This window comes from Nonomuraea sp. KM90, assembly GCF_052246675.1.
Lineage (GTDB): Bacteria > Actinomycetota > Actinomycetes > Streptosporangiales > Streptosporangiaceae > Nonomuraea.
The window spans coordinates 218,278-242,440 of sequence record NZ_JBQQCB010000005.1; the positions used below are offsets into that span (position 1 = coordinate 218,278).

A 24,163-nucleotide genomic window follows, 5' to 3' on the forward strand; every position below is an offset into this window, starting at 1 on the left:
ACGCGTTCAGGATTCGGTGCCGAGCGCGATCGTCTCGGCCACCTCCGCGTGCCGCTCGGCCTCCTCCTCGGCGAAGCGGGCCGCGTCCAGCTGCTCGGCGATGTCCTCGTCCTGGCGCATCAGCGCCTCCAGCGACTGCCCGGCCATCTCCAGCACGCCCATCTCCGCGTACGCCGCCTGCAGCCGCGGGCTCCACAGCCCGATGTCCTTGACGCACGGCACGATCCGGCTGAACAGCAGCGACCTGAACAGCCGCAGGTACTCGGACCTGTCCGTGGCCTCCATGGCCTCCGCGACCTCGGCCTTCGACAGGCCCAGGTGCTCCCAGGTCTCCCGGCCGCGCAGGCGGTCGCGCATGAGGTAGCAGCCCTCGATGACGAAGTCCTCGCGCTCGCGCAGCTCGCTCCCCGACAGGTTCCCGTAGTAGTCGCGCAGCGCCATGCGCCCGAACGCGACGTGCCTGGCCTCGTCCTGCATCACGTACGCGAGGATCTGCTTGGGCAGCGGCTTGGTGGTGATGTCGCGCATGACCCCGAACGCCGCCAGCGCCAGCCCCTCGATGAGGACCTGCATCCCCAGGTACGGCATGTCCCAGCGCGAGTCGCTCAGCGTGCTGTCGAGCAGCGCCTTCAGGTGCTCGTTGATCGGGTACGCCAGGCCCACCTTCTCCTGCAGGAACCGGGCGTAGGTCTCGGCGTGGCGGGCCTCGTCCATGGTCTGCGTGGCCGCGTAGAACTTCGAGTCCAGGTCGGGCACCGACTCAACGATCTTGGCCGAGCAGATCATCGCGCCCTGCTCTCCGTGCAGGAACTGGGAGAACTGCCAGGCCGCGCCGTGCAGCCGCACGTCCCTGCGCATCTTGTCGTCCATCCGGTCCCAGAGCGGGGTGCCGTAGATGGCGATGGTCTGGTCGGGGATCCCGAGCACGTTGTACGGGTCCACCTCCAGGTCCCAGTCGATGCGCTTGGTGGAGTCCCACTGCTTGTCCTTGCCCTTCTGGTACAAGGCCAGCATCCGGTCCCGGCCGTCGTCGTACTCCCAGGTGAACCGGCTGCTTCCGGACATCTCGACGTCCCAGGTGGAGAGCTCCGGGGGGATGGTGTAGAGATCGTGGGTCGACATGGGACCTCCGAGGGGGGTTACGTACACCGTACGTCCGTGTTTCGAGCTTGCAGGTACGCCGTACGTCAGTCAATAGAATGAGCTATGCCATCCGAGCCTCTCTCCCGAGGACGCATCGTCGCCACGGCCATCGACCTGATCGAGCGGGAGGGCGCCGACGCGGTCTCCATGCGGCGCATCGCGGCCGAGCTCGGGGTGGGCGTGATGTCGCTCTACAACCACGTGCCCAACAAGGACGCCCTGCTCAACGGGGTGGCCGAGGCGGTGCTGAGCAAGATCGAGTTCACCGACGACCCCGACGCGCACTGGACCGACCGGGTGCGCATGCAGGCGCGGGCCTTCCGGCAGATCGCCCACCACCACCCGCGCTCCACGATGCTCGTGGTCAGCCGCCAGCTCCACTCGGCCGCCGGCCTGCTGCCCGTCGAGCGGGCGCTGGCCACGCTGCGCAGCGCCGGGTTCGACGGCGCGGACGCGGTGCGGATGTTGCGCATGTTCATCGCCTACATCGTGGGCTCGCTGCTGCGCGAGGTCGGCGTGACGCCCACGTTCGCGCCCGTCCAGACCCGGACGATCAAGGCCGACGGGGTCGATCCGGCGCTGTTCCCCGAAGTGAGCTCGCTGGCGGACCTGCTCGCCGAGTGCGACCACGAGGCCGAGTTCGACTTCGGGCTGGAGTTGCTGATCACGGCGATCGAGGCCCATGCGGGGCGTCGGGAGGGCACCCGGTGAGCTGCCCCGGGTGCCCTCCGGAGCCGGCTAGTACCAGTTGTGCGATCTCCAGTGCCCCCAGGCGCCGCACGGCCTGCCGTACCTCCCCTTGATGTAGGCCAGGCCCCACCGGATCTGCGTCTCCGGATTGGACTTCCAGTCGTGGCCCGCGCCGCGCATCTTGCCGGCCGGAAGGGCCTGCGGGATGCCGTACGCGCCCGACGAGTGGTTGAGGGCCCGGTGGTTCCAGTTGCTCTCCCGGGTCCACAGGGCGTCCAGGCAGCGGAATTCCCGGTAGTTCCAGGCCCGCTGGACGACGTGGTCAAGGGCGATCTTCTTGTTCCTGCTGGCCGGCCGCACGGCCGACATCTTGGGTTGCGCTGACGTGGTCCAGATCCGGGTCTTGATCGGTGGTCCGCTCTCGACGCTCTCGGCCCTGGCCGGTGCGGTGGCGCCGAAGGCGGTGACCGCGGTGAAAGAGATAATGGTGCCGCTTATCGCGCGTTTGCCGTCCAATGTGATCCTCGCTGTCGGGTCGCGTGCGGACGGGCGCCCTCGACGGGCGCCCTGCCGGTCCGCGTCCGTGGCTCGGACGTGGAGGGTCCGCGCGGCCCTCCGGGATCCTGCGTCCGCCCGGTCGTGCTGGGCGGCCCGGAGGGCGCCGCGACGTGTCCTCTAGCACGATTCCTATTACGCGCGGTCACCGCGGGTCATACACCAAGACACGCGAAGGACAGGTGTTTGTGTGATCGTTGCGGATAAAGGGTCCGTTCGCTGGACCGGTATTGCGCGGTCCGCCACCCAAATGGGCGGGCCTTGCCGGAAAACGCGGACAAGCCTGGGGTTTGGCTCAGTACCAATGGTGGGATTGGAAGTGCGCCCAGGCGCGACACGGCGTCTTGTACCGCTGCTTGATGTAGCCGAGGCCCCACCTGATCTGGGTGCGGGGGTTGGTCCGCCAGTCGCGGCCCGACGAGGCCATCTTGTGCCCCGGGAGCGCCTGCGGGATTCCGTAGGCGCCCGAGCGGTTGCCGGCGCGGTGGTTCCAGCCGCTCTCTCTTGACCAGAGCAGGACCAGGCACCTGAAGTGGGCTTTGTCCCAGCCTCGCTGGGCCACCATGGCCTTGGCGATGGACTTGTTCCTGCCGCTGGTCTGGGAGCTCTGCGCCTGTGCGGCCGGGGCGCCGCCCGCCGCCACGAGTGTGGCGGTCAGGACCAGGACGCCGGTACGGCGGAGCATGGGCATGCGGGTTCCCTTTCGAGGGGGTTCGTGGACCGCGCCACCCTGCCCGATGGGTTCCCTTTACAGCGAATTGACCATGAAAAGGTAGATCGTCAGTAAAGATCTCGATATATACCTTCTTCTGGGGATATGTCGGAAAAATGAGGGGTGCGTCACAATTCTGGCCTGACTCGTTCTGTAGGGTCGGAACATGAGCCTCAGCGACATCCCGCTTCGCACCCTCACGGACGCCCCCACGACCCTGGGCGAGCTGGCGGCCGGCAAGCCCGCCCTCATCGTCAACGTGGCCTCCCGGTGCGGCCTCACGCCGCAGTACACCGCGCTGGTCGAGCTGCACCGGCAGTACGGCCCGCGCGGCTTCACGGTGATCGGCATGCCCTGCAACCAGTTCGCCGGCCAGGAGCCCGGCACGGCCGAAGAGATCCAGCAGTTCTGCGCCGCCACGTACGGCGTGGACTTCCCGCTGCTGGAGAAGGCCGACGTCAACGGCCCCGGCCGCCACCCGCTCTACGCGGAGCTCACGCAGGCCCCGGACGGGGAGGGGGCGGCCGGCGACGTCCAGTGGAACTTCGAGAAGTTCCTCGTGGACGGCGAGGGCCGGGTCGTGGCCCGCTTCCGCCCCCGCACCACCCCCGACGACCCCGCGGTCGTCTCGGCGATCGAGAAGCTGCTCTAAGGGCGTCAGCCGGCGGTGTGCGCGAGGACGGCCGCGGCCAGCTCCTCGTGCACCTCCGGCGGCAGCGTGTGCCCCATGCCCTCGACCATCATCAGCCGCGCTCCCGGGATCGCCTCCGCGATGAGCGCGCCGTGGCCGGGCTTGGCCGGCTCGTGGGTGCCCTCGATGACCAGGGTGGGTGCCTTGACCAGGTGCAGCACGCCCACCGGCTCGAAGTCGGGCCGCGCCATCGCGGCCAGGCGGTGGTTGGCCACGGCGTCCAGGTCGCGGGCCCGGTCGTAGATCCGCTCCTGCAGGCGGCGGGCCGCGTCCTCGTCGAACGGCAGCGCGGTCCCGTGCAGCACGCGCTGCTCGGCGATCATGCCGTCGATCCGCTCCCGCCGGTCGGCCGGCGGCGGGGCGGCGATCATCGCCCGGAAGAAGTCCACGAACTCCGGCGCCGGCTCCGGCAGGCTGCCCTCCGGCTGCGGCTGCCCCATCAGCGCCCGCATGATCACCTGGCCCTCACCGCCGCCGAGCGGCGAGGAGCCGATGACGGTGAGCGTCCGCACGCGCTCCGGCCGTTCGACCGCGATCAGCTGCCCGAGCAGCCCGCCCGCCGAGTGGCCGACCAGATGCGCGCTCTCCAGCCCGTGCGCGTCCATCACCCGCAGCACGTCGTCCTTGATGTCGTCCCACGTGTACGGCTCCTTCGCGAAATCGACGGTGCCGGACCTGCCGGTGTCGCGGTGGTCGTACCGGATCACCCGGCGGCCCCCGGCGGCCAGCCTGCCGACGAACTCGTCCGGCCACAGGATCCCCTGCGACATCGAACCCATGATCAACACGATCGGCGCGTCGGTGGCGGCGCCGAACTCCTCGCTCCAGATGTTCGGTTGCATGCTCAGAGCATGTCCCGTCCGGCCACGGGCGCCTTCCGTAGAACTACTAGCCGCGCCAGCTCGGTACGGGTACCGATGCCGAGCTTCGGATAGATCTTGTACAGGTGGTACTCGACCGTCCGGGGGCTCAGGAAGAGCTGCGTGGCGATCTCCTTGCTGGACAGCCCGTCGGCGACCAGCCCGGCGATGCGCCGCTCCTGCGGGGTCAGCGCGTCCAGCACCGAGCCGCCCGGGTCCTGCGCGCTCTCGCCCGCCGCGCGCAGCTCGCCGTGCGCGCGGCGGGCCCACGGCTCCGCGCCGGCCTGCCGGAACGTCTCCAGGGCCGCCCTCAGGTGCGGGCGCGCCTCGCCCGGCCGGTGCGCGCGGCGCAGCCGCTCGCCCAGCAGCAGGCCGGTCCTGGCCGCCTCGAACGGGTTCGCGTGCAGCCGCAGCGCCTCCTCGAAGTCGCCCTCGCCGGGTGCGACCATCGCGCGGCACCGGGCCAGCAGGGCGCGCGACTCCGCGGTGCCCGCGTGCGCCGACCACCGCTCGTACGCCTCCAGCGCCGCCCCGGCGGCCGCCACGTCGCCCGCGCCCAGGGCGGCCTCGATCCGGTCGGGCGTCGAGCGCCACACCACCGTCGGATGGCCGGCTCCGGGACCCGCGGCCACGATCGCGGCGAACCGGTCGTGCGCCGCGGCGAACCGGCCCAGCCCCAGGTCCAGCATGGCCAGCGCGTACGCGGCCACGCCCACCCGCAGCCCCACCCGGTGGGGGACGGCGATGGCCAGCGCCTCCCGGGCGTGCCGGCGGCACTCCTCCTCCGCGCCCCGCAGCGCCGCCAGGACCGCCAGGTTGGCCAGGTGCGCGGCCACCGTGTTGGCGTACCCGGCCTCGCGGGCCAGCTCCAGCCCCTCCTCCGAGAGGGCCCGGCTCTCCGCCAGCCGCCCGGCGAACCGCTCGCCGGTGGCCACGAACTCCAGCACCACGGGGAGCTGCCCGACCATCCCCGACACCCTGGCCACCCGGCCGGCCCGCCCGGCCAGCTCGCCCGACAGGTCGGCCTCGCCCAGGTAGCTGGCCGCCGCCGACGCCCACAGGAACTCGGCCGCCTCCGTCAGCTCGTCCGTCCGCCCGAGCGCCCGCCTGAGCAGGTCGTGCCCGCCGGCCGCCCCGGAGAGCATGGCGCCGATGCCCGCCAGCACGTCGCGCAGGAACCCCTCGGGGTAGGCCTGCGCCCGCCGCCCGATCTCCACGATGGCCGCCGTGTCGCCCGCGTACGAGGCCGCCTCCGAGGCGTCGGCCAGCATGCCCAGGCTCTCGCCGGCGGCCAGGATCCGCACGGCCTCGGCGGCGCTGCCCGAGTTCAGCTCGAACCGGCCGCGCAGCTGGGCGATCTCCATGCCCAGCGCGGCGTCCGCCCCCGCGCGCTCGCGGGCCTCGGCCAGCAGGGACTCCGCCTGGCCGGGACGGCCGCCGAGCCAGGCGGCGACCGCGGCGTCCTTCAGGCGGGCCGCCCTGAGCGGCGGCTCCGGGGTGAGCTCGGCGGCCCTGACCAGGGCGGTGGCGGCGTCGCCGTACCCGCCCCGGTCGCGGGCCCGGGCGGCGGTCTCGGCCAGCGCGGCGGCGACGCCCTCGTCCTGGCCGAGTGCGGCGGCCGCCAGGTGCCAGGCGCGGCGGTCGCCGTCGGCGAGTTCCGCCAGCACGGCGTGCGCCTCGCGGCGGGCCGCCGGGGTCGCGGCCTCGTGGACGGCCGAGCGGATGAGGGGGTGGCGGAAGCGCACGGCCGGGCCGGCGATGTGCGCGAGCCCGGCCGCCTCCAGCTCGTGCAGCGCCGCCCGGTCCGCGCCCATCCGGGCCGCGGCGCGCAGCACCAGGTCGAGGTCCCCTTCGACGGCCGCGAGCAGGGCGACCAGCCGGGCCGGCTCCGGCAGCGCGGCGACCTGGTCGCCGAAGAGCCGGCTGCCGCCGGGCAGCGGGTCCGGCAGCGGCTCACGGCCGGCGAGCTGCCCGGGACTCAGCAGCCGTACGGTCTCGCGCAGGGCCAGCGGGTTTCCCCTGGTCAGCGCCACGAGCTCCCGCTTGACCCCCGCCGCGACCCCGGCGCCCGACGCGCCCGCCGTGGGCCCGGGCCGCTCGCCGGCGCCCGCCTCCAGCAGTTCGGTCGCCGCCGGTTCCGGCAGGCCGCCGAGATCCACCGAGGGCACCCCCTTCACCGGCGCGTCCCCTCGTACGGCCAGGAGCATCGCGATCCGCTCCGTGCCCAGCCGCCGGGCGGCGAACAGCAGCGCGTCCGCCGAGGCCCGGTCCACCCACTGGAAGTCGTCCACCACGCAGATCAGCCCGTCCGGCGCGGCGGCCTCGGCCAGCAGCGACAGCACCCCCGCCGCCAGCAGGAACCGGTCCCCGGACGCGGACCCGGCCAGACCGAGCGCCCCGCGCACGGCCTCGCGCTGCGGCTCCGGCAGCGGGTCCAGCAGCCCGGCCACCGGCCGCAGCAGCTGGTGCAGGGCGGCGAAGGCCAGGTCGGACTCGGGCTCGACGCCGGTCGTCCTGAGCACCCGCATGGAGCCGCACCGGGAGGCGGCCAGGTCGAGCAGGGCCGTCTTGCCCACGCCCGCCTCGCCGCGCAGCACGAGGGCCGCGCCGGCTCCGTCGCGGGCCCGGGAGATCACGTCGTCGATGGCGGCGGTCTCCGCCGATCTGCCGAAAAGCACAAAGGGGACTGTATTGGCAGGTCAGGGGATGGGAAAGGCGGGCGGTGCCGCAGCGCGCGCTGGGTACCGCTCTACGTTGTCGGCCGGCCCGCCGCCGGCCGGGACACTCGCCGCACGTCACGCAGGGAGCGCGCATGACGATCAACCCGTACGCCGGATCGCCCTTCACCTACGTCGCCGAGCCGGCCGCGGCCCCGTACTCGATCGTCGAGTTGATGCCCGGCGTGCGCAATCTGTGCGAATACGTGCGGCTCGCACCCGGTGAGCGTGTCCTGCTGCTGATGGAGCACACCGTGGATCCGGTCGTCGTCCAGGCCATCGCCGCGGCGGCGGCCCTGCGGGACGCGGACGTGCGCATCCTGTCGGTGCCGCCGTTCAGCGCCGGCGGGTGGGACCGGGAGGCACCGCTGGGGATCGAGACGGCCGCCTTCCACGAGGCCGACGTCGTGATCAGCGGCACCTGGTGGGGCGAGGTGCACACGGCGCCGCTGTTCTTCGACCAGATCAAGTCCCGCTCCTCCCGCTTCCTGTCCCTGCACATGACCGCCACGGCCGGCGCGCTGCTGACCGGCGGCCGGCTGCCCGCCGAGGTCTTCTACGCGCTGCTGCGGCGGGCGCTGCGGCAGCTGTCCGCGGCGACGTCGATCCGGGTGACGTCCGGGCGCGGGACCGACGTGACGTTCTCCGGACTGACCTTCGACCCCGACCCGGGCGCGCTGCGGCCCGGCGACTGGCGGCCCTTCCCGTACGGGGGCGCCAACTTCTGGCCGACCGACACCGAGGGCGTGCTCGTCGTCGAGGACTCCACGGTCACCGGCGTGCCGGAGGAGCCCCTGCGCATCACGCTCGAAGGCAACCTGGTCCGCAAGGTCGAGGGCGGGGTCGCCGCCGAGCAGCTGCGCCGCTACTGTCCCGGCGGCTTCTACATGCGGCACGGCCTGTTCGGGCTGAACCCGAAGGTGCGCCTGTCCGGCGGCACGCAGTTCGAGCGGGAGAAGCACGCCGGGGCGTTCTACTGCGGCCTCGACGGCCTGACCGACGGCGTGCCGGTCAAGTCGGGGCCCGGCTTCGCCCACTGCGACTGCCAGGTGGACCGGCCGACCGTGGTCGTGGACGGGGAGCTGTTCGTGGAGCAGGGGCGGCTGCTGATGCTCGACGAGCCGGAGATCAGGGAGGTCGCGGCGCAGTTCGGCCCGCCGGACGTGATCCTCGACGACAACCCTGTGATGATCCTGCCGCGCCGCTACAGCGGGGCCCGGTAGAGGGCCTCGATCAGCGTACGGACCCGGAAGTCGCCGCCTTCCAGCAGCTCGGAGCCGCGGTTGGGCACGTAGCCGAAGGCCAGGCCGCGGTCCGGGTCGGCGAAGGCGAAGGAGCCGGTGGCGCCGCTCTGGCCGAACAGCCCGGTGAGGTGCTCGGGAGCGGGCCAGAACGGGCCGCCCGGCACCGCGAACCCGATGCCCCAGGCGGTGCGCACCCGCAGGATCCGGTCGATCCCGTCGGCCTGCGGGGTGCGCACCCGGTCGAGGAGGTCCGGGCTCAGCAGCCGGACGCCGCCGACCTCGCCGATCAGGGCGGCGAAGTAGCGGGCCAGGGAGTGGGCCGAGGCGACGCCGTCCATGGACGGGCTCTCGACCTCGTACGTGCGCCGCTCGTTGGTCGTGTCCCAGCCGATGGCGACGCTGCCGTACAGGGCCCGGTACGTCAGGGTGCCGGGGTCGTGCAACGCCTCGACGAACTCGGCCAGCTCCGGCACCTCCATGCCCAGGCGCACCGCCTCCGCGTCGGGGACCACCATCGTGGCCAGCCGCGGCATCGCCGCGTCCGGCACGCGGACGTAGCAGTCCAGCCCGAGCGGCCCGGTGATCTCCCTGGCCAGGAACTCGCTCAGGGTGAGCCCGGAGACCCGGCGGACGATCTCGCCGGCGAGATGGCCGATGGTCACGCCGTGGTAGCCGTGCGCGGTGCCCGGCGGCCATTCGGGGGCCGCCGCCGCGAGGGCCTCGGTGATCGGTGTCCAGTCCCGCAGGTCCTCCCAGGTGATCGGGCGCATGTGCAGGCTCGGCAGCCCCGCTCGGTGGCCGAGCAGCGTGCGTACGGTGATCCCGTCCTTGCCTTGCCCCGCGAACTCCGGCCAGTAGCGCGCCACCGGCGCCTCCAGATCGACCCGGCCCCGCTCGGCGAGCAGCAGGAGCGCGCCGGAGGCGAAGGTCTTGCAGGTGGAGGCGAGGGGAGCGATCGTGTCGCGGCGCCAGGGGCGGCGCGACGCGGGGTCGGCCCAGCCGCCCCAGAGGTCGACCACCGGCTCGCCGTGCCGGTAGACGGTGAGCCCGGCGCCCACCTCACCGCCGTCCGCGAAGTTCCGCTCGAACGCCTCCCGCACCGGCTCGAACCCCGGTGCCACCACACCCTCTGCCAACGTCATCGGGCACTCCTTTCGATCTTCCCGACCTTCCGGTCGGTAGGGAGCTTCGACGCTAGCCTACCGACCGGAAGGTTGGCAACCGACCGGTAGGTAGGGATGTTAGGCTGGCGCGGTAATGATGAGGAGGAGGCGACGTTGACCAGGGACGAGCCGGGTGGCGACACGAGGTCTCGGATCATCGAGACGGCGCGGGAGCTGTTCACCGCGCAGACCTACCGCGCGGCCTCCATGCGCGACATCGCCGCCCGCGTCGGCATCACCAAGCCGTCGCTCTACCACCACTTCCGCAGCAAGAGCGAGCTGCTGGCCAGCCTGGTGGGGCCGCCGATCGACGAGCTGGAAGCGGCGATCGAGGCGGCGAGCGAGCAGGCGTCCGCGGGCATCGGGCCGGCGGAGGTGCGGCGGCGGGTGCTGGAGGGCTGCCTCGACGTCATGCTGGCCCACCGGGAGACCATGGTCCTGCTCCTGCGCGACGCCTCCGTCTACGGGGACGAGACGACCGAGACGATGTCCCGGGTGGTCGGTCTCATGAATCGCGCCGTCGACCTGCTGGCGGGCCCGGACCCGGACTGGCGGCGGCGGGTGCGCGCGGCGCAGGCGCTGGCCGCCGTCACGGACCCGATCACCCAGCTCCCCGACGTGCCCGCCGCCGACCTGCGCGCCGAGCTCCTGCGCGGCGCCGCCGCCGTCCTCACCACCGGCCCCTAGCCTTTCCGCCACCCCTTACCCGCACCCTCCCGTCCCTTCGCACTTCGGCGTGGGTCATCCGGGACGGAAGGAACGAGGGATGACAGGGGCGGACCTCCGCGCGCACTTCGGCGTGGATCCTCCGGGAGGGAGGGAACGAGGGGTGACGGGGCTCAGCGGCGGGGGGCGCAGCTGCCGCGGATGATGAGCTCCGTGGGCAGGACGACGCCGCGCGGGCGGCGGCCGCCGGAGCGCAGGACCAGCTCGGCCGCTCGGTAGCCCATGTCGCGGCCCGGCTGAGCGATCACCGTCAGGGGCGGGGAGCAGAGCTCGGCCCAGGGCACGTCGTCGTACATCACCAGCGACACGTCCCGGGGCACCCGCAGGTCCAGCTCCCTGGCCGCCAGCACCGCCGCCTCCCCGAGCACGTTGCCCCCGGCGAGCACCGCCGTCAGGTCGGGACGGCTCTGGAACAGGCCGGAGGCGGCGGCGTAGGCCGAGTCGCGGCTGCCCGTGCCGAACACGACCAGCTCCTCGTCCACCGGCGAGCCCACCGCCTCCCGGAACGCCGCCACCCGCCGGTCCTGGCCGGGGCCGCCGAGGAAGGCGATGCGCTTGTGGCCCAGGCCGCGCAGGTAGCGGACCGCCGTACGGATGCCCGCCCGGTCGTCGGCCACCACGGACGGCACGTCCAGCGGGCGCGGCTGCGGGGCGGAGGGCAGGCCGTCCAGGCGCATGAGGTCGGTCATCGCCGTCGCGGCCGGATCGTCGCCGGCGGCCGGGCCGGGCGGCAGGTGGTCGGCGAAGACCACCGTCATGCCCGCGCGGATCGCCGGGGCCCAGGTCTCCACGTCGCCGGACGGGACGGCGATGAGGCGGTCGACGCTCTGCTCCAGGAGCATGCCGATCAGCTCGGACTCCTGCTCGGGGTCGCCGCCCGTGGAGCCGAGCACGACCGGCTCGCCGGCCGAGCGGGCACAGGCGAGCACGCCCTCGGCGAGCTGGGCGTGGAAGGTGTCGGTCAGGTCGGGGACGAGCAGGCCCATGCCGCCCGTGCGGCGCTGGCGCAGGTTGCGGCCCAGGGCGCTGGGGCGGTAGTCGAGCTGGGCGGCGACGGCCAGGACGCGCTCCCGCGTCTGCGGGCTGGCCGAGCCGCCCGACAGCACCCGGGACACGGTCGCGACGCCCACGCCGGCCGCCTCGGCCACATCCTTGATCGTCGCCCGCCGCTCCATGGAAACGATTCCATCATGGTTCCAGGAAAATCGGAAGACGGGCGCGCTGACAACGGCTGGTCACGCGGTAACCCTTGACACCGATGTCCGTTTCGGGTGAGATGCTTGAAAACGTATCCACGTGAGTGGGACTCTGTACCAACGTCCGGGCCACAGCCCTGGAGCGCGAAGGAATGTCATGGCATCCATCGTTCTGACGAACGTCGACAAGATCTACGCCGGTGGCGTAAAGGCCGTGAACGGGCTCAACCTTGAGATCAAGGATGGCGAGTTCATGGTGCTGGTCGGCCCGTCCGGTTGCGGTAAGTCGACCGCGCTCCGGATGATCGCCGGCCTTGAGGACATCAGCGGCGGCGAGATCTCGATCGGCGACAAGGTCGTCAACCACCTCCCGCCCAAAGACCGCGACATCGCGATGGTCTTCCAGAACTACGCGCTCTACCCGCACATGACGGTCGAGGAGAACCTCGCCTTCGGTCTCAAGCTCCGCAAGATGCCGAAGGCGGAGATCCAGAAGCGCGTCGGCGAAGCCGCCAAGATGCTCGGTCTGGACACCTACCTCAAGCGCAAGCCGGCCGCCCTCTCCGGTGGTCAGCGCCAGCGTGTCGCCATGGGCCGCGCCATCGTGCGTGAGCCGCAGGCCTTCCTCATGGACGAGCCGCTGTCCAACCTGGACGCCAAGCTCCGCGTCTCCATGCGCGCCTCCCTCAACACGCTGCACGAGCGCCTCGGCGTCACCACCGTGTACGTCACCCACGACCAGGTCGAGGCCATGACCCTGGGCGACCGCGTCTGCGTCCTGCGCGACGGTCTGCTCCAGCAGGTCGACACCCCGCAGAACCTGTTCGACAAGCCCGTCAACCTGTTCGTGGCCGGCTTCATGGGCTCCCCGTCGATGAACTTCGTCACCGCCGAGCTCGTCCGCGACGGCGGCGCCGCCGTGACCTTCGCCGACATCAAGCTGCCGATCCCCGACTCGACGTTCACCGACAAGCCGGGCCTCGACCAGTACATCGGCAAGAAGATCATCCTCGGCATCCGCCCCTCCGACTTCGAGGACGCCACCTCGGCCGGCACCCACGCCAACGGCTGGGCCACGCTGCCCGTCAAGGCGGAGGTCACCGAGGAGCTGGGCTCCGAGATCAACGTCCTGTTCCTGATCGACGCCCCGCCGGTCGAGCACAAGGACACCGTCGCCGCCGCCGACACCGGTGACGACGAGGAGGCCGCGCTGCCGCTCGTGGGCGACAAGTCCCTGTGGACCGCCCGCGTCAACGCCCGCAGCCACGTGCGTCCCGGCCAGAACATCGACCTGGTCCTCGACACGCACAACCTGCACTTCTTCGACCCGTCCTCCGGCCTGGCGATCGGCCACGAGGCCAACCGCTGAGCACCCCCTGACTCCTGATTCCCGGCCGTGAGCCCAGCTCACGGCCGCTCGGGCCCCCACCGCGACCCCCTCCCGCGGCGGGGGCCCGTTCCTTTGCCGCGGAAGGTCAGCGGCCGATCCGCGACGACACCATGGACTGCAGGCCGCGCGGCACGAGGCGGCCGACCGCCACGATGGCCTTGTAACGGAAGTCCGGCACCGACACGCGCTTGCCCAGCGCCAGGTCGCGCATGGCCTCGCGGACCACGTCCTCGGCCTTCAGCCACAGGAACCCGGGGATGCCCGAGGTGTCCATCGAGGCCCGCCGGTGGAACTCGGTCCGCACGAAACCGGGGCACAGCGCCATGATCCTGATGCGCGGGTTGCCCACCTCGTGCGCGGCGGACTCGCTGAAGTTCACCACCCACGCCTTGGACGCGCTGTAGGTGCCCCGGGTGAAGAACGCGGCCACCGACGCCACGTTCACGATCGCGCCCCGGTCGCGCTCCCGCATGCCGGGCAGTGCCGCCAGCGTCAGCCGCAGCACGGCCTCGCAGTGCACCTTGAGCATGCGCACCTCGTTCGCGACCGGCACGTTCGGGAAGTGGCCCGCGTTGCCGAACCCGGCGTTGTTCACCAGCAGGTCGACGCCGCGAGCCGGGTCACGGAGCCGCGCCTCGACCCTGGCCAGGCCCTCCTCGGTGGCCAGGTCGGCGGGCAGCACCTCGACGTCCACGCCGTACCTGAGCTTGAGCTGGTCGGCGGCCTGGGCGAGGCGGAGCTCGTCGCGCGCCACGAGGACGAGCGAAAACGCGTCGGCGGCCAGGCGCCGGGCGAAGGCGGCGCCGAGGCCGGCGGTCGCTCCAGTGATCAGTGCGGTAGGCATGCCTGAACCATAACGTTCATGGCAGGATGAACGGTGTGCGCCTCGTCGTGGCCGTGTCGCTTATCGTGTCGCTCCTCGTGGCACTCACCGCCTGCTCGACCGCCCGGCCACCCGCCGAGGCGGTCTCGACCGCTTCCGCGGTGTCCCCGTCTCCCGCGCCGTCTCCCGACGCCACCCCCTCTCCCGGCGTGACCCCGCCGCCCGAGCGGGGTGAGCTGCGCTTCACGGAGATCGCCAAGCTGGAGCAGCCGGTGGCCTTCGCCGTGCGCAAGGGCGACGACCGGCTCTACGTCGCCGAGCAGACCGGCCGGCTGCGCACCTCCGGCGGCGACACGGTGATCGACCTGTCCGGCGAGGTGAGCACGGGCAATGAGCAGGGGCTGCTCGGCGTCGCGTTCCATCCCTCGGGCCGCTGGGTCTACCTCGACTGGACCGACGCCGACGGCCACACCCACGTCACCGAGTGGGCCTACGACGGCACCCGGGCCACCGCCAGGCGCGACGTGCTCACCCAGGACCAGCCGTACGCCAACCACAACGGCGGCCAGCTCGCCTTCGGCCCCGACGGCCACCTCTACATCGCGCTCGGCGACGGCGGCAGCGCGGGCGACCCGGAGGGCAACGGCCAGGACCTGGGCACGCTGCTGGGCAAGATCCTGCGCATCGACCCGCGCGGGAAGCCGTACACCGTGCCGGAGGACAACCCGTTCGTCGGCAAGGAGGGGGCACGTCCGGAGATCTGGGCCTACGGCCTGCGCAACCCCTGGCGCTTCAGCTTCGACCGCTCCACCGGCGACCTGTGGATCGGCGACGTCGGGCAGAACGCCTGGGAGGAGGTCGACTACCAGCCGGCCGGTTCGGAGGGCGGCGAGAACTACGGCTGGAACCTGCGCGAGGGCAAGCAGCCCTTCCGCGACGGCAAGGCCGGTGACCTGGTCGACCCGGTGATCGTCTATCCCCTGCACGAGGGCGGCAACTGCTCGGTGATCGCCGGCCACGTCTACCGCGGCCAGAAGATCCCCTGGTTGCAGGGGCAGTTCCTGTACGGCGACTTCTGCGCCGGATGGGTCAGGGCCGCGCCCGTGGACGATCTCAAGGCCGCGGCCGAGGTGGGCAAGGTGGATCAGCTCTCGTCGTTCGGCGAGGGCCCCGACGGCGAGCTCTACGCGCTCAGCCTGCAGGGTCCGCTCTATCGGATCGAGGCTGCCTGATCCGCTCGATCAGGTCCTCCACCTGGTCGTTCAGCTTCGCGCCCCGGGCCCAGCCCGCGTAGTGGGTCAGGAAGACCACCACCTCCCGCAGCTCGTTCTCGCTCAGGTCCCCGGCGCGCAGGCCGGCGTCGAGCTGGACGTCCGTCATCTCGTGCAGTCCCTGGCCGACGAGCAGCCCGATGAGGAGCAGGCGGCGCTCCCTGATCGACAGGACAGACCGTGACCAGACATCGGCGAACTGGCGCTCAGCCGTCATGCCGAAGGAGTCCACGGTCTCCATCGCGGGTTCTGTCATTGTTCGCTCCGGGGGTGGCGGTAGGGATCCTCATATCTTTCGCTACTTCCTGAGTTGAACCAATGGAGGTTGCATGAACGTTGTAGCGGCGCGCCACAGACCCGGTACGGACGGCTTTTTGATCTGTAACAAGTAAAGCCAATGGACGGCCAAGATTTGGTCAAGATTTTTCGCCGCCCATCGGGCTCATTCCTCCTGAAAGCGGGCACAACCACTCCGTTGGTCCGTAAAGCGGAGGTAAGCCCTGGTGAAAAAGGCACGGGCTTTGATCGCGCTCATGGGCGCGGTCCTGATGCTGTCCGCGTGCGGACAGCCGGAGTTCACCTACGTACGTGACAAGGGTGGCACGACCTACTTCAAGGTGCCCGCTTCGTTCACCCAACTCGACGCCTATCCCATCGAGCTGTATCTGTCGGGTGACCACCCCAACTCGCAGGCGGCTCTGCTGCGCGCCCAGCGGGTCTGGTCGACGGCCTTCGACCAGTCGACGGATCCGTCGGTCAACCACCTGCTCGGCTCGCCGGAACCGTTCGTCTACGCCACCGTGCACCAGCTCACCGAGGAGCAACGCGACTCGATCTCCCTGAACCGGCTGCGCGACTTCATCCTGCCGGTGACCGAGCAGATGCGCATGCTCTACGCGCAGCAGGCCGCGGCGGGCGGGCAGGCGCCGATGTTCAACGGTTTCGAGCCCATCAGCGACGAGGTCCTGCTCCTGGACCAGGGCGCCAGGGGCGTGCACGTCCGCTTCAACTACCAGATCGGCAACGACGTCCAGACCTTCGACCACACCGCCATCCTCGACGAGAAGGGCGGGACGGTCTCCGTCATGCTCATCGGCTGCCAGTCGGTCTGTTTCCGGAAGCGCGCCGCCGAGTTCGAGAAGATCGCGAGTTCGTTCAAGCTGCTCCGGCTGCCCGGATGAGGGAGCATCATTGACCACGACCAATCAGCATGAAGGGCTGCGTGCCCCCGGCAGCGGGCCCTCCGATCCCGAATCCGTGACCAGGAAGAAGATGCAGTTCTGGGATCGGAGCAAGTTCCTCATCGTCCTCGTCCTGGCCTACCTCATCCTCACGTGGAAGGTGATGGCGGACTTCGAGGGCGTCGTCACCTTTCCCGAGGCGGCGCAGCAGATCGCGTACGCCTACCAGTGGATCTTCTGGCTGCTCGGCGCGGAGGTGCTGCGGCAGCTGCACTTCTTCGTCAGCGAGCACTGGTCGGCCTACCACCGCTTCTGGAGCCAGAAGGTCTTCGGCGGCTTCGAGCGCTGGACGCACCGCCGCTTCGACGACTGGACGCGCTTCCGCCTCGCACGGGCGCTGAAGATCGCCTTCTTCATCACGCTGACCGCGCTGGTGCTGGGTGCGGTGCTGGACGTCAGCCCGTTCGCCGCGCTGCTGCAGGCGCCGGCGCTCATCTGGCAGGCGCTGCCGTTCTTCCTGCAGATCGTCTTCCTGTTCTTCTTCGTCATCATCCAGTTCGTGGGCCTGTTCTGGTTCCTGTCCAGGGGCGGCGTCGAGACGTACTTCCCCGACGACATCAAGACCCGCTTCCGCGACGTGTGGGGGCAGGACCACGTGGTCGAGCGGGTCCAGGAGAACATCGTCTTCCTGGAGCGGCCCGACGAGATCGAGCGACGCGGCGGGTACGTCCCCAGCGGCCTGCTGCTCTGGGGCCCGCCGGGCACCGGCAAGACCCTCATGGCCGAGGCCGTGGCCGGCGAGACCGGCAAGCCGTACGTGTTCGTGGATCCGGGCGCGTTCACGAACATGTTCATGGGCGTCGGCATCCTCAAGGTCAAGGGGCTGTTCAGGAAGCTGCGCAAGCTGGCCCTCCGGTACGGCGGCGTGATCGTCTTCTTCGACGAGGCCGACTCCCTCGGCAAGCGCGGCCGCCTCGCCCAGCAGGGCCCGCCCGGCCAGGGCGGCGGCTTCTCCGAGTTCTCCGGCCACCACGGCTGCCACGGCCTGAGCTACCTGACCGAGGAGACCCGCCAGGTGCTGGCCTTCCGCGGCGGGCACCCGGCCGAGGAGGAGCCCGGCAGGCGCAACCGCTTCTTCATGGGCGGCGGCATGAACGGCAGCGGCGACCCCGGCACGCTGCAGGCGCTGCTCACCGAGCTGTCCGGGCTCAAGAAGCCGCGCGGGTTCTTCAACCGCCTCGTGCGGCGGCTGCTCGGGATGCGGCCGAAGCCGCCGCCCAAATACCGCATCCTCGTCATGATGGCCACCAACCGGCCGGACGCGCTGGACGAGGCGCTGCTGCGGCCGGGCCGCATCGACCGCATCTACAAGGTCGGCTACCCGTCCAAGGCGGGGCGGGTGCGGACGTACCAGGGTTATTTCGACAAGGTGTGGCACGAGCTCACGCCGGAGCAGATCGACAAGCTGGCCACGATCACCCCGTACGCGACCGGCGCCACGATCAAGGACCTGGTCAACGAGTCGCTCATCACCGCCATCAGGGACGGGCGGGAGATCATCACCTGGTCGGACGTGCTGCGCGCCAAGCGGCTCAAGCAGCTCGGCCCGCCCGAGGACGTCGAGTACATCGAGCGCGAGCGGCACGCCGTGGCCGTGCACGAGGCTTGCCACGCCGTCGTGGCGTACGTGACCCGCTTCCACCTCGAGATCGACATCGCCACCATCGAGAAGGGCGCCGACTACCTGGGCATGGTCGCCTCGATCAAGCCCGAGGACCAGTTCACCCGGTGGAAGTCCGAGCACGAGGCCGACATCATGGTCTCCCTGGCCTCGCTGGCCGGCGAGCGCATGTTCTTCGGTGAGGACAACTCCTCGGGCGTCTCCGGCGACCTCTACTCGGCCACCTACCTGACCGCCATGATGGAGTCGTACTGGGGCATGGGCTCCGGCGTCACCTCGCTGCCCGCGCTCCAGGAGCTGGAGATCATGGGCGGCAAGGCCATGCGCAAGCGCGGCCCGGGCGGCTCCATCGGCATCACCGACAGGGAGCCGGCCCGGAACCAGCCCGACCTGACGCCCGACGTGCTCGGCGAGCGCATCGAGTTCAACCTCGTCCGGCTGCTGGAGAAGACCGAGGCGCTGCTGCAGGAGCACCGCAGGGAGGTGCTCTGCCTGGCGCACGCGCTGGAGACGCACAAGACGCTCAACGGCGACGACGTGGTCGCCATCATCCGGCGCGAGCCCGGGCCGCTCATCGACGGCACCGTCTACGCCTCCGACGAGCTCTACCGCGAGCTGGAGGACTACCACCGCGACGCGGCCAGGGCGCACAAGGAGCACAGCCACATCGAGCGCGACCTGCCGGGGAACGCGGGGGAGCGGGTCGAGGCGGTGCCGGTCGGCTTCGGCGGATCGGGCCTCAAGGCCGCCCGCGCGATGCCGCCTGGCCCGCCGGCGGTCATCCAGGGCCATCCGGTGATCCAGCCACCCGCCCCCTACGGGCCGCCGTTGCCGGCGGGCTCCCCGGCGTCGCCCACGGCGGCGGGGCCGCCCGCGACGGGCGGGTCGTCGCCGGTCGCGCCTCTGCAGGAAGGGGCTTCGCAGGTCTCGCCCCTCCAGGGTGGGGCGTCGCCGGTCGCGCATGACGGGTCGGTTGCGCATGACGGGCCGGTCGTGCATGACGGGTCGGTCGCGCACGACAGGCCGGCTGAGCCTGCCGACCGGCCCGAGTTCGTGCCGTGGGCCGCCGCCGCTCCCGCGCCGGCTTCAGGAGTGGCTCCGGCGGCTGCCACGCCGGTGCCCGTGGTGGTGGGCACACCCGCGCCGGCCGCCGCACCGGCGCGGCGCAGGGTTGCCGGCCGGATCTGGCTGGTCGTCGCCAGCCTGCTGGGGCTGGTCGTGCTGTCCATCATCGCCGCCCTGGCGGTGACGGGCACGCTGGCGGGCGGCAACGGCGCCAACGTGGCCGGCTCGTCTCCGGTGGCCTCGCCGGGGCTGCTGCTCCTGCTGTTCGTCGTGATCGTCGCGGCGATCGTGGGCGGCGGGCTGGCGTTCGTCGCGATCAAGGGCGTACGCGCGGCGCAGGCCAGGGCCGAGCAGGAGCGCGACACGGCCAACGCCCGAGCCCAGCTCCTGGCCGCGGCGATGGAGCCGGACAAGGCCATGCGGCTGCTCGGCTACGACGGGAACGGCAACGGCACCGACTGGCGCGCGTAGCCGCACCGTCCACGGGATCGGGCCATCGGGCCCGGGCACGACGCCCGGGCCCGGTGCGTGTCCGGCGCGTACGTGCTCGGGGGCGGTGCGCGGTCAGGGGCGGTCGTGTTCCTCGTGGGCGCGGCGCAGGAGGGCCATCAGGCGGTCCTCGTCGCGGATCTGCCGCCGGTACTTCTCCGGCAGCTTCCTGAGCTGCGCCTCCTCGGCGAGCAGCCGCCGGAAGATCTCCTCGCGCACCTCCGGGTCCTGCTCGACGTCCAGGTACTGCTGCGCGTGCCGCCGGACCACCGACACCGTGTTCTGCGCGCGGCCCTTGGCGCTGGCCAGCGAGGCCACCACCGTGACCAGCAGCACCCCGATGATCACCGACAGGGACAGGCCCGTGCTGATCTCGACGACCGGCACCGGCTCGCCGTCGTTGATGAACGGGACGTTGTTCTCGTGCAGCGCGTGCAGGACCAGCTTGACCCCGATGAAGGCGAGGATGACGGCCAGGCCGTAGGCCAGGTAGATCAGCCGGTCCAGCAGCCCGTCGATGAGGAAGTAGAGCTGGCGCAGGCCCAACAGGGAGAACGCGGTGGCGGTGAAGACGAGGTAGACGTTCTGGGTCAGGCCGAAGATGGCCGGGATCGAGTCGAGGGCGAACAGGATGTCGGTCCCGCCGATGGCGATCATGACCAGCAACATCGGCGTCATGACCCGCCGCCCGTCCTCGACGGTGAACAGCCGGTCACCGTCATAGGTGTCGGTGGTACGCAGCAGCCGGCGGGCCACGCGGACCATGAGGTTGTCGGGGGAGTGGCTCTCCTCGCCCTCCGGCTTGAGCAGGTTGCCCGCCGTGATCAGCAGGATCAGGCCGAAGAGGTAGAACACCCACGCGAACATGTTGATCAGCGCCGCGCCCACCAGGATGAACCCGGTCCTGGCCAGCAGCGAGAAGACGATGCCGAACAGCAGCGCCTTCTGCTGGTCGGCGCGCGGCACCTTGAAGCTCGACATGATGACGAGGAACACGAACAGGTTGTCGACCGACAGCGCCTTCTCCGTCACGTAACCGGCGAAATACTCGGCCCCCGGCTCGGGCCCGCCGAGCAGCCAGACGCCGACGCCGAACAGCAGGGCGATGCCCACGTACAGGGCGGACCAGACAGACGCCTCGCGCAGCGTGGGGATGTGCGACTTGCGGACGTGGAAGAAGAAGTCGAACAGCAGCAGCCCGACGATCCCCAGGATCGTCAGCCACCACACCGCGGCGGATACGTCCACTCGAGGCTCCATGTGTGCGGGCCGTCGTGGGGGGTGGCGACTTCAGGCGGGCGCGAACTCGTATCCTCGCAAGTGGTACCCGGTCTTACCGGATCTCACCCGGCATGCGTACCGGAGGGAGAAGGCCCGCCGGGCGATCGCCGGCGCCGCCTTCGCGCCGGCCCGGACCGGGTCTAGACCTGGATGCCCAGGCGGGCGATCGGCTCGACCAGCTCCTCCTCCTCGTACGCGAAGTGCGAGGACAGCACCTCGGCCAGCCGGTCCACGCGGGCCCTGACCCCGTCGAGCCCGGCCGGGCCGCGCCGCAGCAGGTCCACGCACGCCTCGTCCAGCCGGGTGAGCAGCTCGGCGATCACCTCGTGCTCCTGCTCCAGCTTCTTGATCACCGGCGCCAGCGTCGAGTCGCGCTCCAGGATGGCCGGGAACATGGCCTCGTCCTCGACCGTGTGGTGCACGGTCAGCAGCCGGCAGAACGTCGCGCAGTACGTGGCCAGCGTCCAGTGGTTCTGCCGCACGCTCAGCCGGTTGATCGTCGAGCGCAGCTCCTCCGCGTCCAGCCGGCCCGCCGCCACCTCCTCCACCGCGTCCTGGACCTGCCGCAGCTCCTGCCGGTAGCCGTCGTGCACGTCCACCAGGTGCTTGCCGAGCCGCCGCTGCTCGGGTGTGAGCGCGGCCGGGTCCTGCTTGGGCGCGTGCGGCCGCCCCTCCTCGTCCAGGTCGAGCAGCTCGGCGATGGTGACGGGCCGCTCGACCGGCTCGGGTGCGGGCCGGCCCAGCTGATCGGCCACGGCCGCGCGCACGGCCGGCGCCACCTCCTCGGCGAACGTGCGCAGATCGCGCTCCGCCTGCGGCCCCGGCGCCAGCACGAAGCCGGTCATCCCCACCTCGAACACCAGCTCCGTGAGCTGCTCGGCCCACAGCGAGGCGGGCCCGTCGAGGAACCCGGGCCCCGGCAGCGGCGAGAACGAGCCGCCGATGTTGTACACCTTGCGGATCGCGGCCGGATCGCGCCCCGCGTCCGCGGCCGCCGCGTCCAGCACCTTCACCTGGGCGGCCACCGCCTCGGGCGGGCTGTAGAAGGAGGAGGGCAGCCAGCCGTCGCCCATCCGCCCGGTCAGCTCCAGCATCCTGCGCTTGATCGCGCCGATCCAGATGCCGATCGGGTGGGCGGGGAACGGCCCGGGCCGGGCGCCGCCGAGCCGGTAGTGCGTGCCCTCGAACACCACGGGCTCACCCGGCGTCCACAGCGCCCGCAGCACGGTGATGGCCTCGGCCAGCGCCTCGATCGACTCCGGCGGCGACAGCCGGCGCCCGCCCATCGCGGCGATCGCGTCCCAGAACGCCCCCGCGCCCAGCCCCAGCTCCACCCGACCGCCGCTGAGCAGGTCGAGGGAGGCGGCGGCGCGGGCCAGCACGGCGGGCGGCCGCAGCGGCAGGTTGACCACGTCGGGGACCAGCCGGATCCGCTCGGTGCGCTGTGCCACGGCCGACAGCAGCGTCCAGGTGTCCAGGAAGTCCGCCTGGTACGGATGGTCCTGGACCCCGATCAGATCGAGCCCGAGCCGGTCGGCCAGCGTGACGTGGCGCAGCAGCCGGTCGCGCCCGGCGGCCTCAGGTGACAGGAACGCGCCGAACCACAGATCGTGCATGAGAATCCCCCTGACTCGATGTTCGCACGGCCCTCCGAACCGGCGGCGCCTGCCCCGCGTCTTACCGGTTGTGCGCCGACTCGTCTGGCTCGTCCCCGCCCTCCTGCTCCTCACCGGCTGCTCGCCGAGCGTGCCGTGCACGTTGATCGGCACCCCGGTGGGCGTGGGGGTGCACGTCAAGGGGCCGCTCGCGGCCCGGTCGGGCTCCGTCGAGCTGGAGGTGTGCTGGGACGGCGCCTGCAAGCAGGCGCGTGCCGAGCTCTATCCGTCCTCGCGGGCGGGCCGGGAGACCTGCTCGGGCGACACCTGCGCGGTGACGGGCGTGCCGACCGGGGAGAAGCACGGGTTCGGCGATGTGGAGGGGCTGCCCGACCGGCCCGTCGAGGTACGTCTTACGCTACGGGGCGGCGGAGACGACCCGGTGCTGGAGCGTACGGTCAGCGTCACCCCGAAGGGCCGCTACCCCAACGGCCCCGAATGCGGGGAGGGCGGCCCCAACGCCGAGCTCACCATTGAGGGTGACGGCACTGTGCGAGAAACCTCCTGATTAACACGGCGTTCACATTCGGGCAAAAACCGGGAAACGGCCGTCCGTAAGACTCGGCGTGGCTGAGAAGAACCCCGAAAGGACCGCCGTGAGCTACAAGGCTGAGTACATCTGGATCGACGGCACCGAGCCCACGGCTCTGCTGCGCTCGAAGACCAAGATCCTTGCCGACGGGGCCGAGCCTCCGGTCTGGGGCTTCGACGGGTCCAGCACCAACCAGGCCGAGGGCCACTCGTCGGACCGGGTGCTCCGTCCGGTGCTCACGTGTCCCGACCCGATCCGCGGTGGTGACAACAAGCTGGTCCTGTGCGAGGTCGAGGAGATCAACGGCGACCCGCACGTCAGCAACACCCGCGCCCTGCTGCGCCCGATCGCCGAGCAGTACGCCGCCCAGGAGTCCTGGTTCGGCATCGAGCAGGAGTACACCTTCTTCAAGGGCAGCCGCCCGCTCGGCTTCCCCGAGGGCGGCTTCCCCGCCCCGCAGGGTCACTACTACTGCGGCGTGGGCGCCGAGGCCGTGTTCGGCCGCGAGATCGTCGAGCTGCACCTCGACCGCTGCCTCGCCGCCGGTCTGGCGATCTCCGGCATCAACGCCGAGGTCATGCCCGGCCAGTGGGAGTTCCAGGTCGGCCCGGCCAGCCCGATCGAGGTCGCCGACCACCTGTGGCTCGCCCGCTACCTCCTCTACCGGACCGCCGAGGAGTTCGGTGTCGAGGCCACCCTCGACGCCAAGCCCGCCCGCGGCGACTGGAACGGCGCCGGCGCGCACACCAACTTCTCCACCAAGGCCATGCGTGAGGGCTACGAGGCCATCATCACCGCCTGCGAGGCGCTCGGCGAGGGTGACAAGCCGATGGAGCACGTCTCCCAGTACGGCGCCGACATCGAGAGCCGCCTGACCGGCGCCCACGAGACCGCCCCGTGGAACAAGTACAGCTACGGCGTGTCCGACCGCGGCGCCTCCGTGCGCATCCCGTGGCAGGTCGAGGTGGACAAGAAGGGCTACATCGAGGACCGACGCCCGAACGCCAACGTCGACCCGTACGTGGTCACCCGCCTGCTGGTGAACACCTGCTGCTCGGCCCTGGAGAAGGCCGGCCAGGTCTGATCCTCCGGAGGACG

Annotated in this window: 21 protein-coding genes; 10 read left to right on the plus strand and 11 right to left on the minus strand. The window is 71.4% G+C overall.

Going from position 1 to position 24,163, the window contains the following annotated elements; all coding sequences use genetic code 11:
* Nucleotides 1–6: 6 nt before the first annotated feature.
* Nucleotides 7–1,122 (minus strand): ferritin-like domain-containing protein, encoded by a 1,116-nt coding sequence (locus ACTWPW_RS08925; protein WP_364117415.1) that lies wholly within the window; start codon nucleotides 1,120–1,122, stop codon nucleotides 7–9.
* 84 nt (nucleotides 1,123–1,206) lie between these two features.
* On the opposite strand from ACTWPW_RS08925, the gene ACTWPW_RS08930 reads away from it, so the two are divergent.
* Entirely contained in the window at nucleotides 1,207–1,854 is a 648-nt protein-coding gene (locus tag ACTWPW_RS08930) for a TetR/AcrR family transcriptional regulator (RefSeq protein ID WP_364117416.1), read from the plus strand.
* A 27-nt stretch (nucleotides 1,855–1,881) separates the two neighbouring features.
* On the opposite strand, the gene ACTWPW_RS08935 is transcribed toward ACTWPW_RS08930, so the two are convergent.
* Both ACTWPW_RS08935 and ACTWPW_RS08940 read right to left on the minus strand, forming a co-directional pair.
* Nucleotides 1,882–2,349, minus strand: a complete 468-nt coding sequence (locus ACTWPW_RS08935) for a transglycosylase SLT domain-containing protein (protein WP_375115417.1) — start codon at nucleotides 2,347–2,349, stop codon at nucleotides 1,882–1,884.
* Between the two features lie 334 nt (nucleotides 2,350–2,683).
* Nucleotides 2,684–3,079, minus strand: coding sequence for a transglycosylase SLT domain-containing protein (locus ACTWPW_RS08940; protein ID WP_375115416.1), 396 nt, complete (start codon nucleotides 3,077–3,079; stop codon nucleotides 2,684–2,686).
* Between the two features lie 187 nt (nucleotides 3,080–3,266).
* Here ACTWPW_RS08940 and ACTWPW_RS08945 point away from each other — a divergent pair, with 187 nt between their 5' ends.
* Nucleotides 3,267–3,752 carry a glutathione peroxidase gene (locus ACTWPW_RS08945; protein ID WP_364117422.1) on the plus strand — a complete coding sequence of 162 codons (486 nt, stop codon included), beginning with the start codon at nucleotides 3,267–3,269 and terminating at the stop codon, nucleotides 3,750–3,752.
* Nucleotides 3,753–3,757: 5 nt separating this feature from the next.
* Here the strand turns inward: ACTWPW_RS08945 and ACTWPW_RS08950 are convergent, their stop codons facing one another.
* A complete protein-coding gene (locus tag ACTWPW_RS08950; RefSeq protein ID WP_443168400.1) occupies nucleotides 3,758–4,633 on the minus strand; it encodes an alpha/beta fold hydrolase in 876 nt (291 codons plus the stop codon).
* Nucleotides 4,634–4,635: 2 nt separating this feature from the next.
* The gene (locus tag ACTWPW_RS08955) at nucleotides 4,636–7,329 is read right to left on the minus strand and encodes a helix-turn-helix transcriptional regulator (protein ID WP_443168401.1); all 2,694 of its coding nucleotides are present in this window, start codon (nucleotides 7,327–7,329) and stop codon (nucleotides 4,636–4,638) included.
* 134 nt (nucleotides 7,330–7,463) lie between these two features.
* On the opposite strand from ACTWPW_RS08955, the gene ACTWPW_RS08960 reads away from it, so the two are divergent.
* On the plus strand, nucleotides 7,464–8,591 hold the full coding sequence (locus tag ACTWPW_RS08960) for a hypothetical protein (protein ID WP_375115413.1): 1,128 nt from the start codon (nucleotides 7,464–7,466) through the stop codon (nucleotides 8,589–8,591).
* Here the strand turns inward: ACTWPW_RS08960 and ACTWPW_RS08965 are convergent.
* A complete protein-coding gene (locus ACTWPW_RS08965) occupies nucleotides 8,573–9,754 on the minus strand; it encodes a serine hydrolase domain-containing protein (protein ID WP_443168402.1) in 1,182 nt (393 codons plus the stop codon). The genes ACTWPW_RS08960 and ACTWPW_RS08965 overlap by 19 nt on opposite strands.
* 135 nt (nucleotides 9,755–9,889) lie before the next feature.
* On the opposite strand from ACTWPW_RS08965, the gene ACTWPW_RS08970 reads away from it, so the two are divergent.
* Nucleotides 9,890–10,462 (plus strand): TetR/AcrR family transcriptional regulator, encoded by a 573-nt coding sequence (locus tag ACTWPW_RS08970; protein WP_375115411.1) that lies wholly within the window; start codon nucleotides 9,890–9,892, stop codon nucleotides 10,460–10,462.
* 152 nt (nucleotides 10,463–10,614) lie between these two features.
* Here the strand turns inward: ACTWPW_RS08970 and ACTWPW_RS08975 are convergent, their stop codons facing one another.
* Nucleotides 10,615–11,676 carry a LacI family DNA-binding transcriptional regulator gene (locus ACTWPW_RS08975; RefSeq protein ID WP_443168403.1) on the minus strand — a complete coding sequence of 354 codons (1,062 nt, stop codon included), beginning with the start codon at nucleotides 11,674–11,676 and terminating at the stop codon, nucleotides 10,615–10,617.
* Between the two features lie 178 nt (nucleotides 11,677–11,854).
* On the opposite strand from ACTWPW_RS08975, the gene ACTWPW_RS08980 reads away from it, so the two are divergent.
* Nucleotides 11,855–13,066: an ABC transporter ATP-binding protein gene (locus tag ACTWPW_RS08980; RefSeq protein WP_443168404.1), complete on the plus strand. Its 1,212-nt coding sequence runs from the start codon at nucleotides 11,855–11,857 to the stop codon at nucleotides 13,064–13,066.
* 106 nt (nucleotides 13,067–13,172) lie between these two features.
* On the opposite strand, the gene ACTWPW_RS08985 is transcribed toward ACTWPW_RS08980, so the two are convergent.
* Nucleotides 13,173–13,931 (minus strand): SDR family NAD(P)-dependent oxidoreductase, encoded by a 759-nt coding sequence (locus tag ACTWPW_RS08985; RefSeq protein ID WP_375115408.1) that lies wholly within the window; start codon nucleotides 13,929–13,931, stop codon nucleotides 13,173–13,175.
* A gap of 26 nt (nucleotides 13,932–13,957) precedes the next feature.
* On the opposite strand from ACTWPW_RS08985, the gene ACTWPW_RS08990 reads away from it, so the two are divergent.
* A complete protein-coding gene (locus ACTWPW_RS08990; protein ID WP_443168405.1) occupies nucleotides 13,958–15,142 on the plus strand; it encodes a PQQ-dependent sugar dehydrogenase in 1,185 nt (394 codons plus the stop codon).
* On the opposite strand, the gene ACTWPW_RS08995 is transcribed toward ACTWPW_RS08990, so the two are convergent.
* Entirely contained in the window at nucleotides 15,102–15,437 is a 336-nt protein-coding gene (locus tag ACTWPW_RS08995; RefSeq protein WP_375115406.1) for a carboxymuconolactone decarboxylase family protein, read from the minus strand. The genes ACTWPW_RS08990 and ACTWPW_RS08995 overlap by 41 nt on opposite strands.
* A gap of 247 nt (nucleotides 15,438–15,684) precedes the next feature.
* Here ACTWPW_RS08995 and ACTWPW_RS09000 point away from each other — a divergent pair, with 247 nt between their 5' ends.
* Together ACTWPW_RS09000 and ACTWPW_RS09005 are read left to right on the plus strand one after the other, a co-directional pair.
* Nucleotides 15,685–16,362 carry an LptM family lipoprotein gene (locus ACTWPW_RS09000; RefSeq protein WP_364117442.1) on the plus strand — a complete coding sequence of 226 codons (678 nt, stop codon included), beginning with the start codon at nucleotides 15,685–15,687 and terminating at the stop codon, nucleotides 16,360–16,362.
* 10 nt (nucleotides 16,363–16,372) lie between these two features.
* Nucleotides 16,373–19,579: an AAA family ATPase gene (locus ACTWPW_RS09005; protein WP_443168406.1), complete on the plus strand. Its 3,207-nt coding sequence runs from the start codon at nucleotides 16,373–16,375 to the stop codon at nucleotides 19,577–19,579.
* 93 nt (nucleotides 19,580–19,672) lie between these two features.
* Here ACTWPW_RS09005 and ACTWPW_RS09010 read toward each other — a convergent pair whose 3' ends face one another.
* Both ACTWPW_RS09010 and ACTWPW_RS09015 read right to left on the minus strand, forming a co-directional pair.
* Nucleotides 19,673–20,845, minus strand: coding sequence for a TerC family protein (locus ACTWPW_RS09010; protein ID WP_443168407.1), 1,173 nt, complete (start codon nucleotides 20,843–20,845; stop codon nucleotides 19,673–19,675).
* A gap of 173 nt (nucleotides 20,846–21,018) precedes the next feature.
* Nucleotides 21,019–22,494, minus strand: a complete 1,476-nt coding sequence (locus ACTWPW_RS09015; protein ID WP_443168408.1) for an LLM class flavin-dependent oxidoreductase — start codon at nucleotides 22,492–22,494, stop codon at nucleotides 21,019–21,021.
* 70 nt (nucleotides 22,495–22,564) lie between these two features.
* On the opposite strand from ACTWPW_RS09015, the gene ACTWPW_RS09020 reads away from it, so the two are divergent.
* Together ACTWPW_RS09020 and glnII are read left to right on the plus strand one after the other, a co-directional pair.
* Nucleotides 22,565–23,041: a hypothetical protein gene (locus ACTWPW_RS09020; RefSeq protein ID WP_375115402.1), complete on the plus strand. Its 477-nt coding sequence runs from the start codon at nucleotides 22,565–22,567 to the stop codon at nucleotides 23,039–23,041.
* Between the two features lie 88 nt (nucleotides 23,042–23,129).
* On the plus strand, nucleotides 23,130–24,149 hold the full coding sequence (gene glnII / locus ACTWPW_RS09025) for a glutamine synthetase (protein WP_443168409.1): 1,020 nt from the start codon (nucleotides 23,130–23,132) through the stop codon (nucleotides 24,147–24,149).
* Nucleotides 24,150–24,163: the final 14 nt, after the last annotated feature.

What these genes read in the sequence shown, in the direction of transcription:
- ACTWPW_RS08985 (WP_375115408.1), bottom strand. Translation starts at nt 13,931, where the DNA reads ATGCCTACCGCACTGATCACTGGAGCGACCGCCGGCCTCGGCGCCGCC.
- ACTWPW_RS08940 (WP_375115416.1), bottom strand. Translation starts at nt 3,079, where the DNA reads ATGCCCATGCTCCGCCGTACCGGCGTCCTGGTCCTGACCGCCACACTC.
- ACTWPW_RS08950 (WP_443168400.1), bottom strand. Translation starts at nt 4,633, where the DNA reads ATGCAACCGAACATCTGGAGCGAGGAGTTCGGCGCCGCCACCGACGCG.
- ACTWPW_RS08960 (WP_375115413.1), top strand. Translation starts at nt 7,464, where the DNA reads ATGACGATCAACCCGTACGCCGGATCGCCCTTCACCTACGTCGCCGAG.
- ACTWPW_RS08925 (WP_364117415.1), bottom strand. Translation starts at nt 1,122, where the DNA reads ATGTCGACCCACGATCTCTACACCATCCCCCCGGAGCTCTCCACCTGG.
- ACTWPW_RS08980 (WP_443168404.1), top strand. Translation starts at nt 11,855, where the DNA reads ATGGCATCCATCGTTCTGACGAACGTCGACAAGATCTACGCCGGTGGC.
- ACTWPW_RS08995 (WP_375115406.1), bottom strand. Translation starts at nt 15,437, where the DNA reads ATGACAGAACCCGCGATGGAGACCGTGGACTCCTTCGGCATGACGGCT.
- ACTWPW_RS08965 (WP_443168402.1), bottom strand. Translation starts at nt 9,754, where the DNA reads ATGACGTTGGCAGAGGGTGTGGTGGCACCGGGGTTCGAGCCGGTGCGG.
- ACTWPW_RS09015 (WP_443168408.1), bottom strand. Translation starts at nt 22,494, where the DNA reads ATGCACGATCTGTGGTTCGGCGCGTTCCTGTCACCTGAGGCCGCCGGG.
- ACTWPW_RS08945 (WP_364117422.1), top strand. Translation starts at nt 3,267, where the DNA reads ATGAGCCTCAGCGACATCCCGCTTCGCACCCTCACGGACGCCCCCACG.
- ACTWPW_RS08930 (WP_364117416.1), top strand. Translation starts at nt 1,207, where the DNA reads ATGCCATCCGAGCCTCTCTCCCGAGGACGCATCGTCGCCACGGCCATC.
- ACTWPW_RS08990 (WP_443168405.1), top strand. Translation starts at nt 13,958, where the DNA reads ATGAACGGTGTGCGCCTCGTCGTGGCCGTGTCGCTTATCGTGTCGCTC.
- ACTWPW_RS08975 (WP_443168403.1), bottom strand. Translation starts at nt 11,676, where the DNA reads ATGGAGCGGCGGGCGACGATCAAGGATGTGGCCGAGGCGGCCGGCGTG.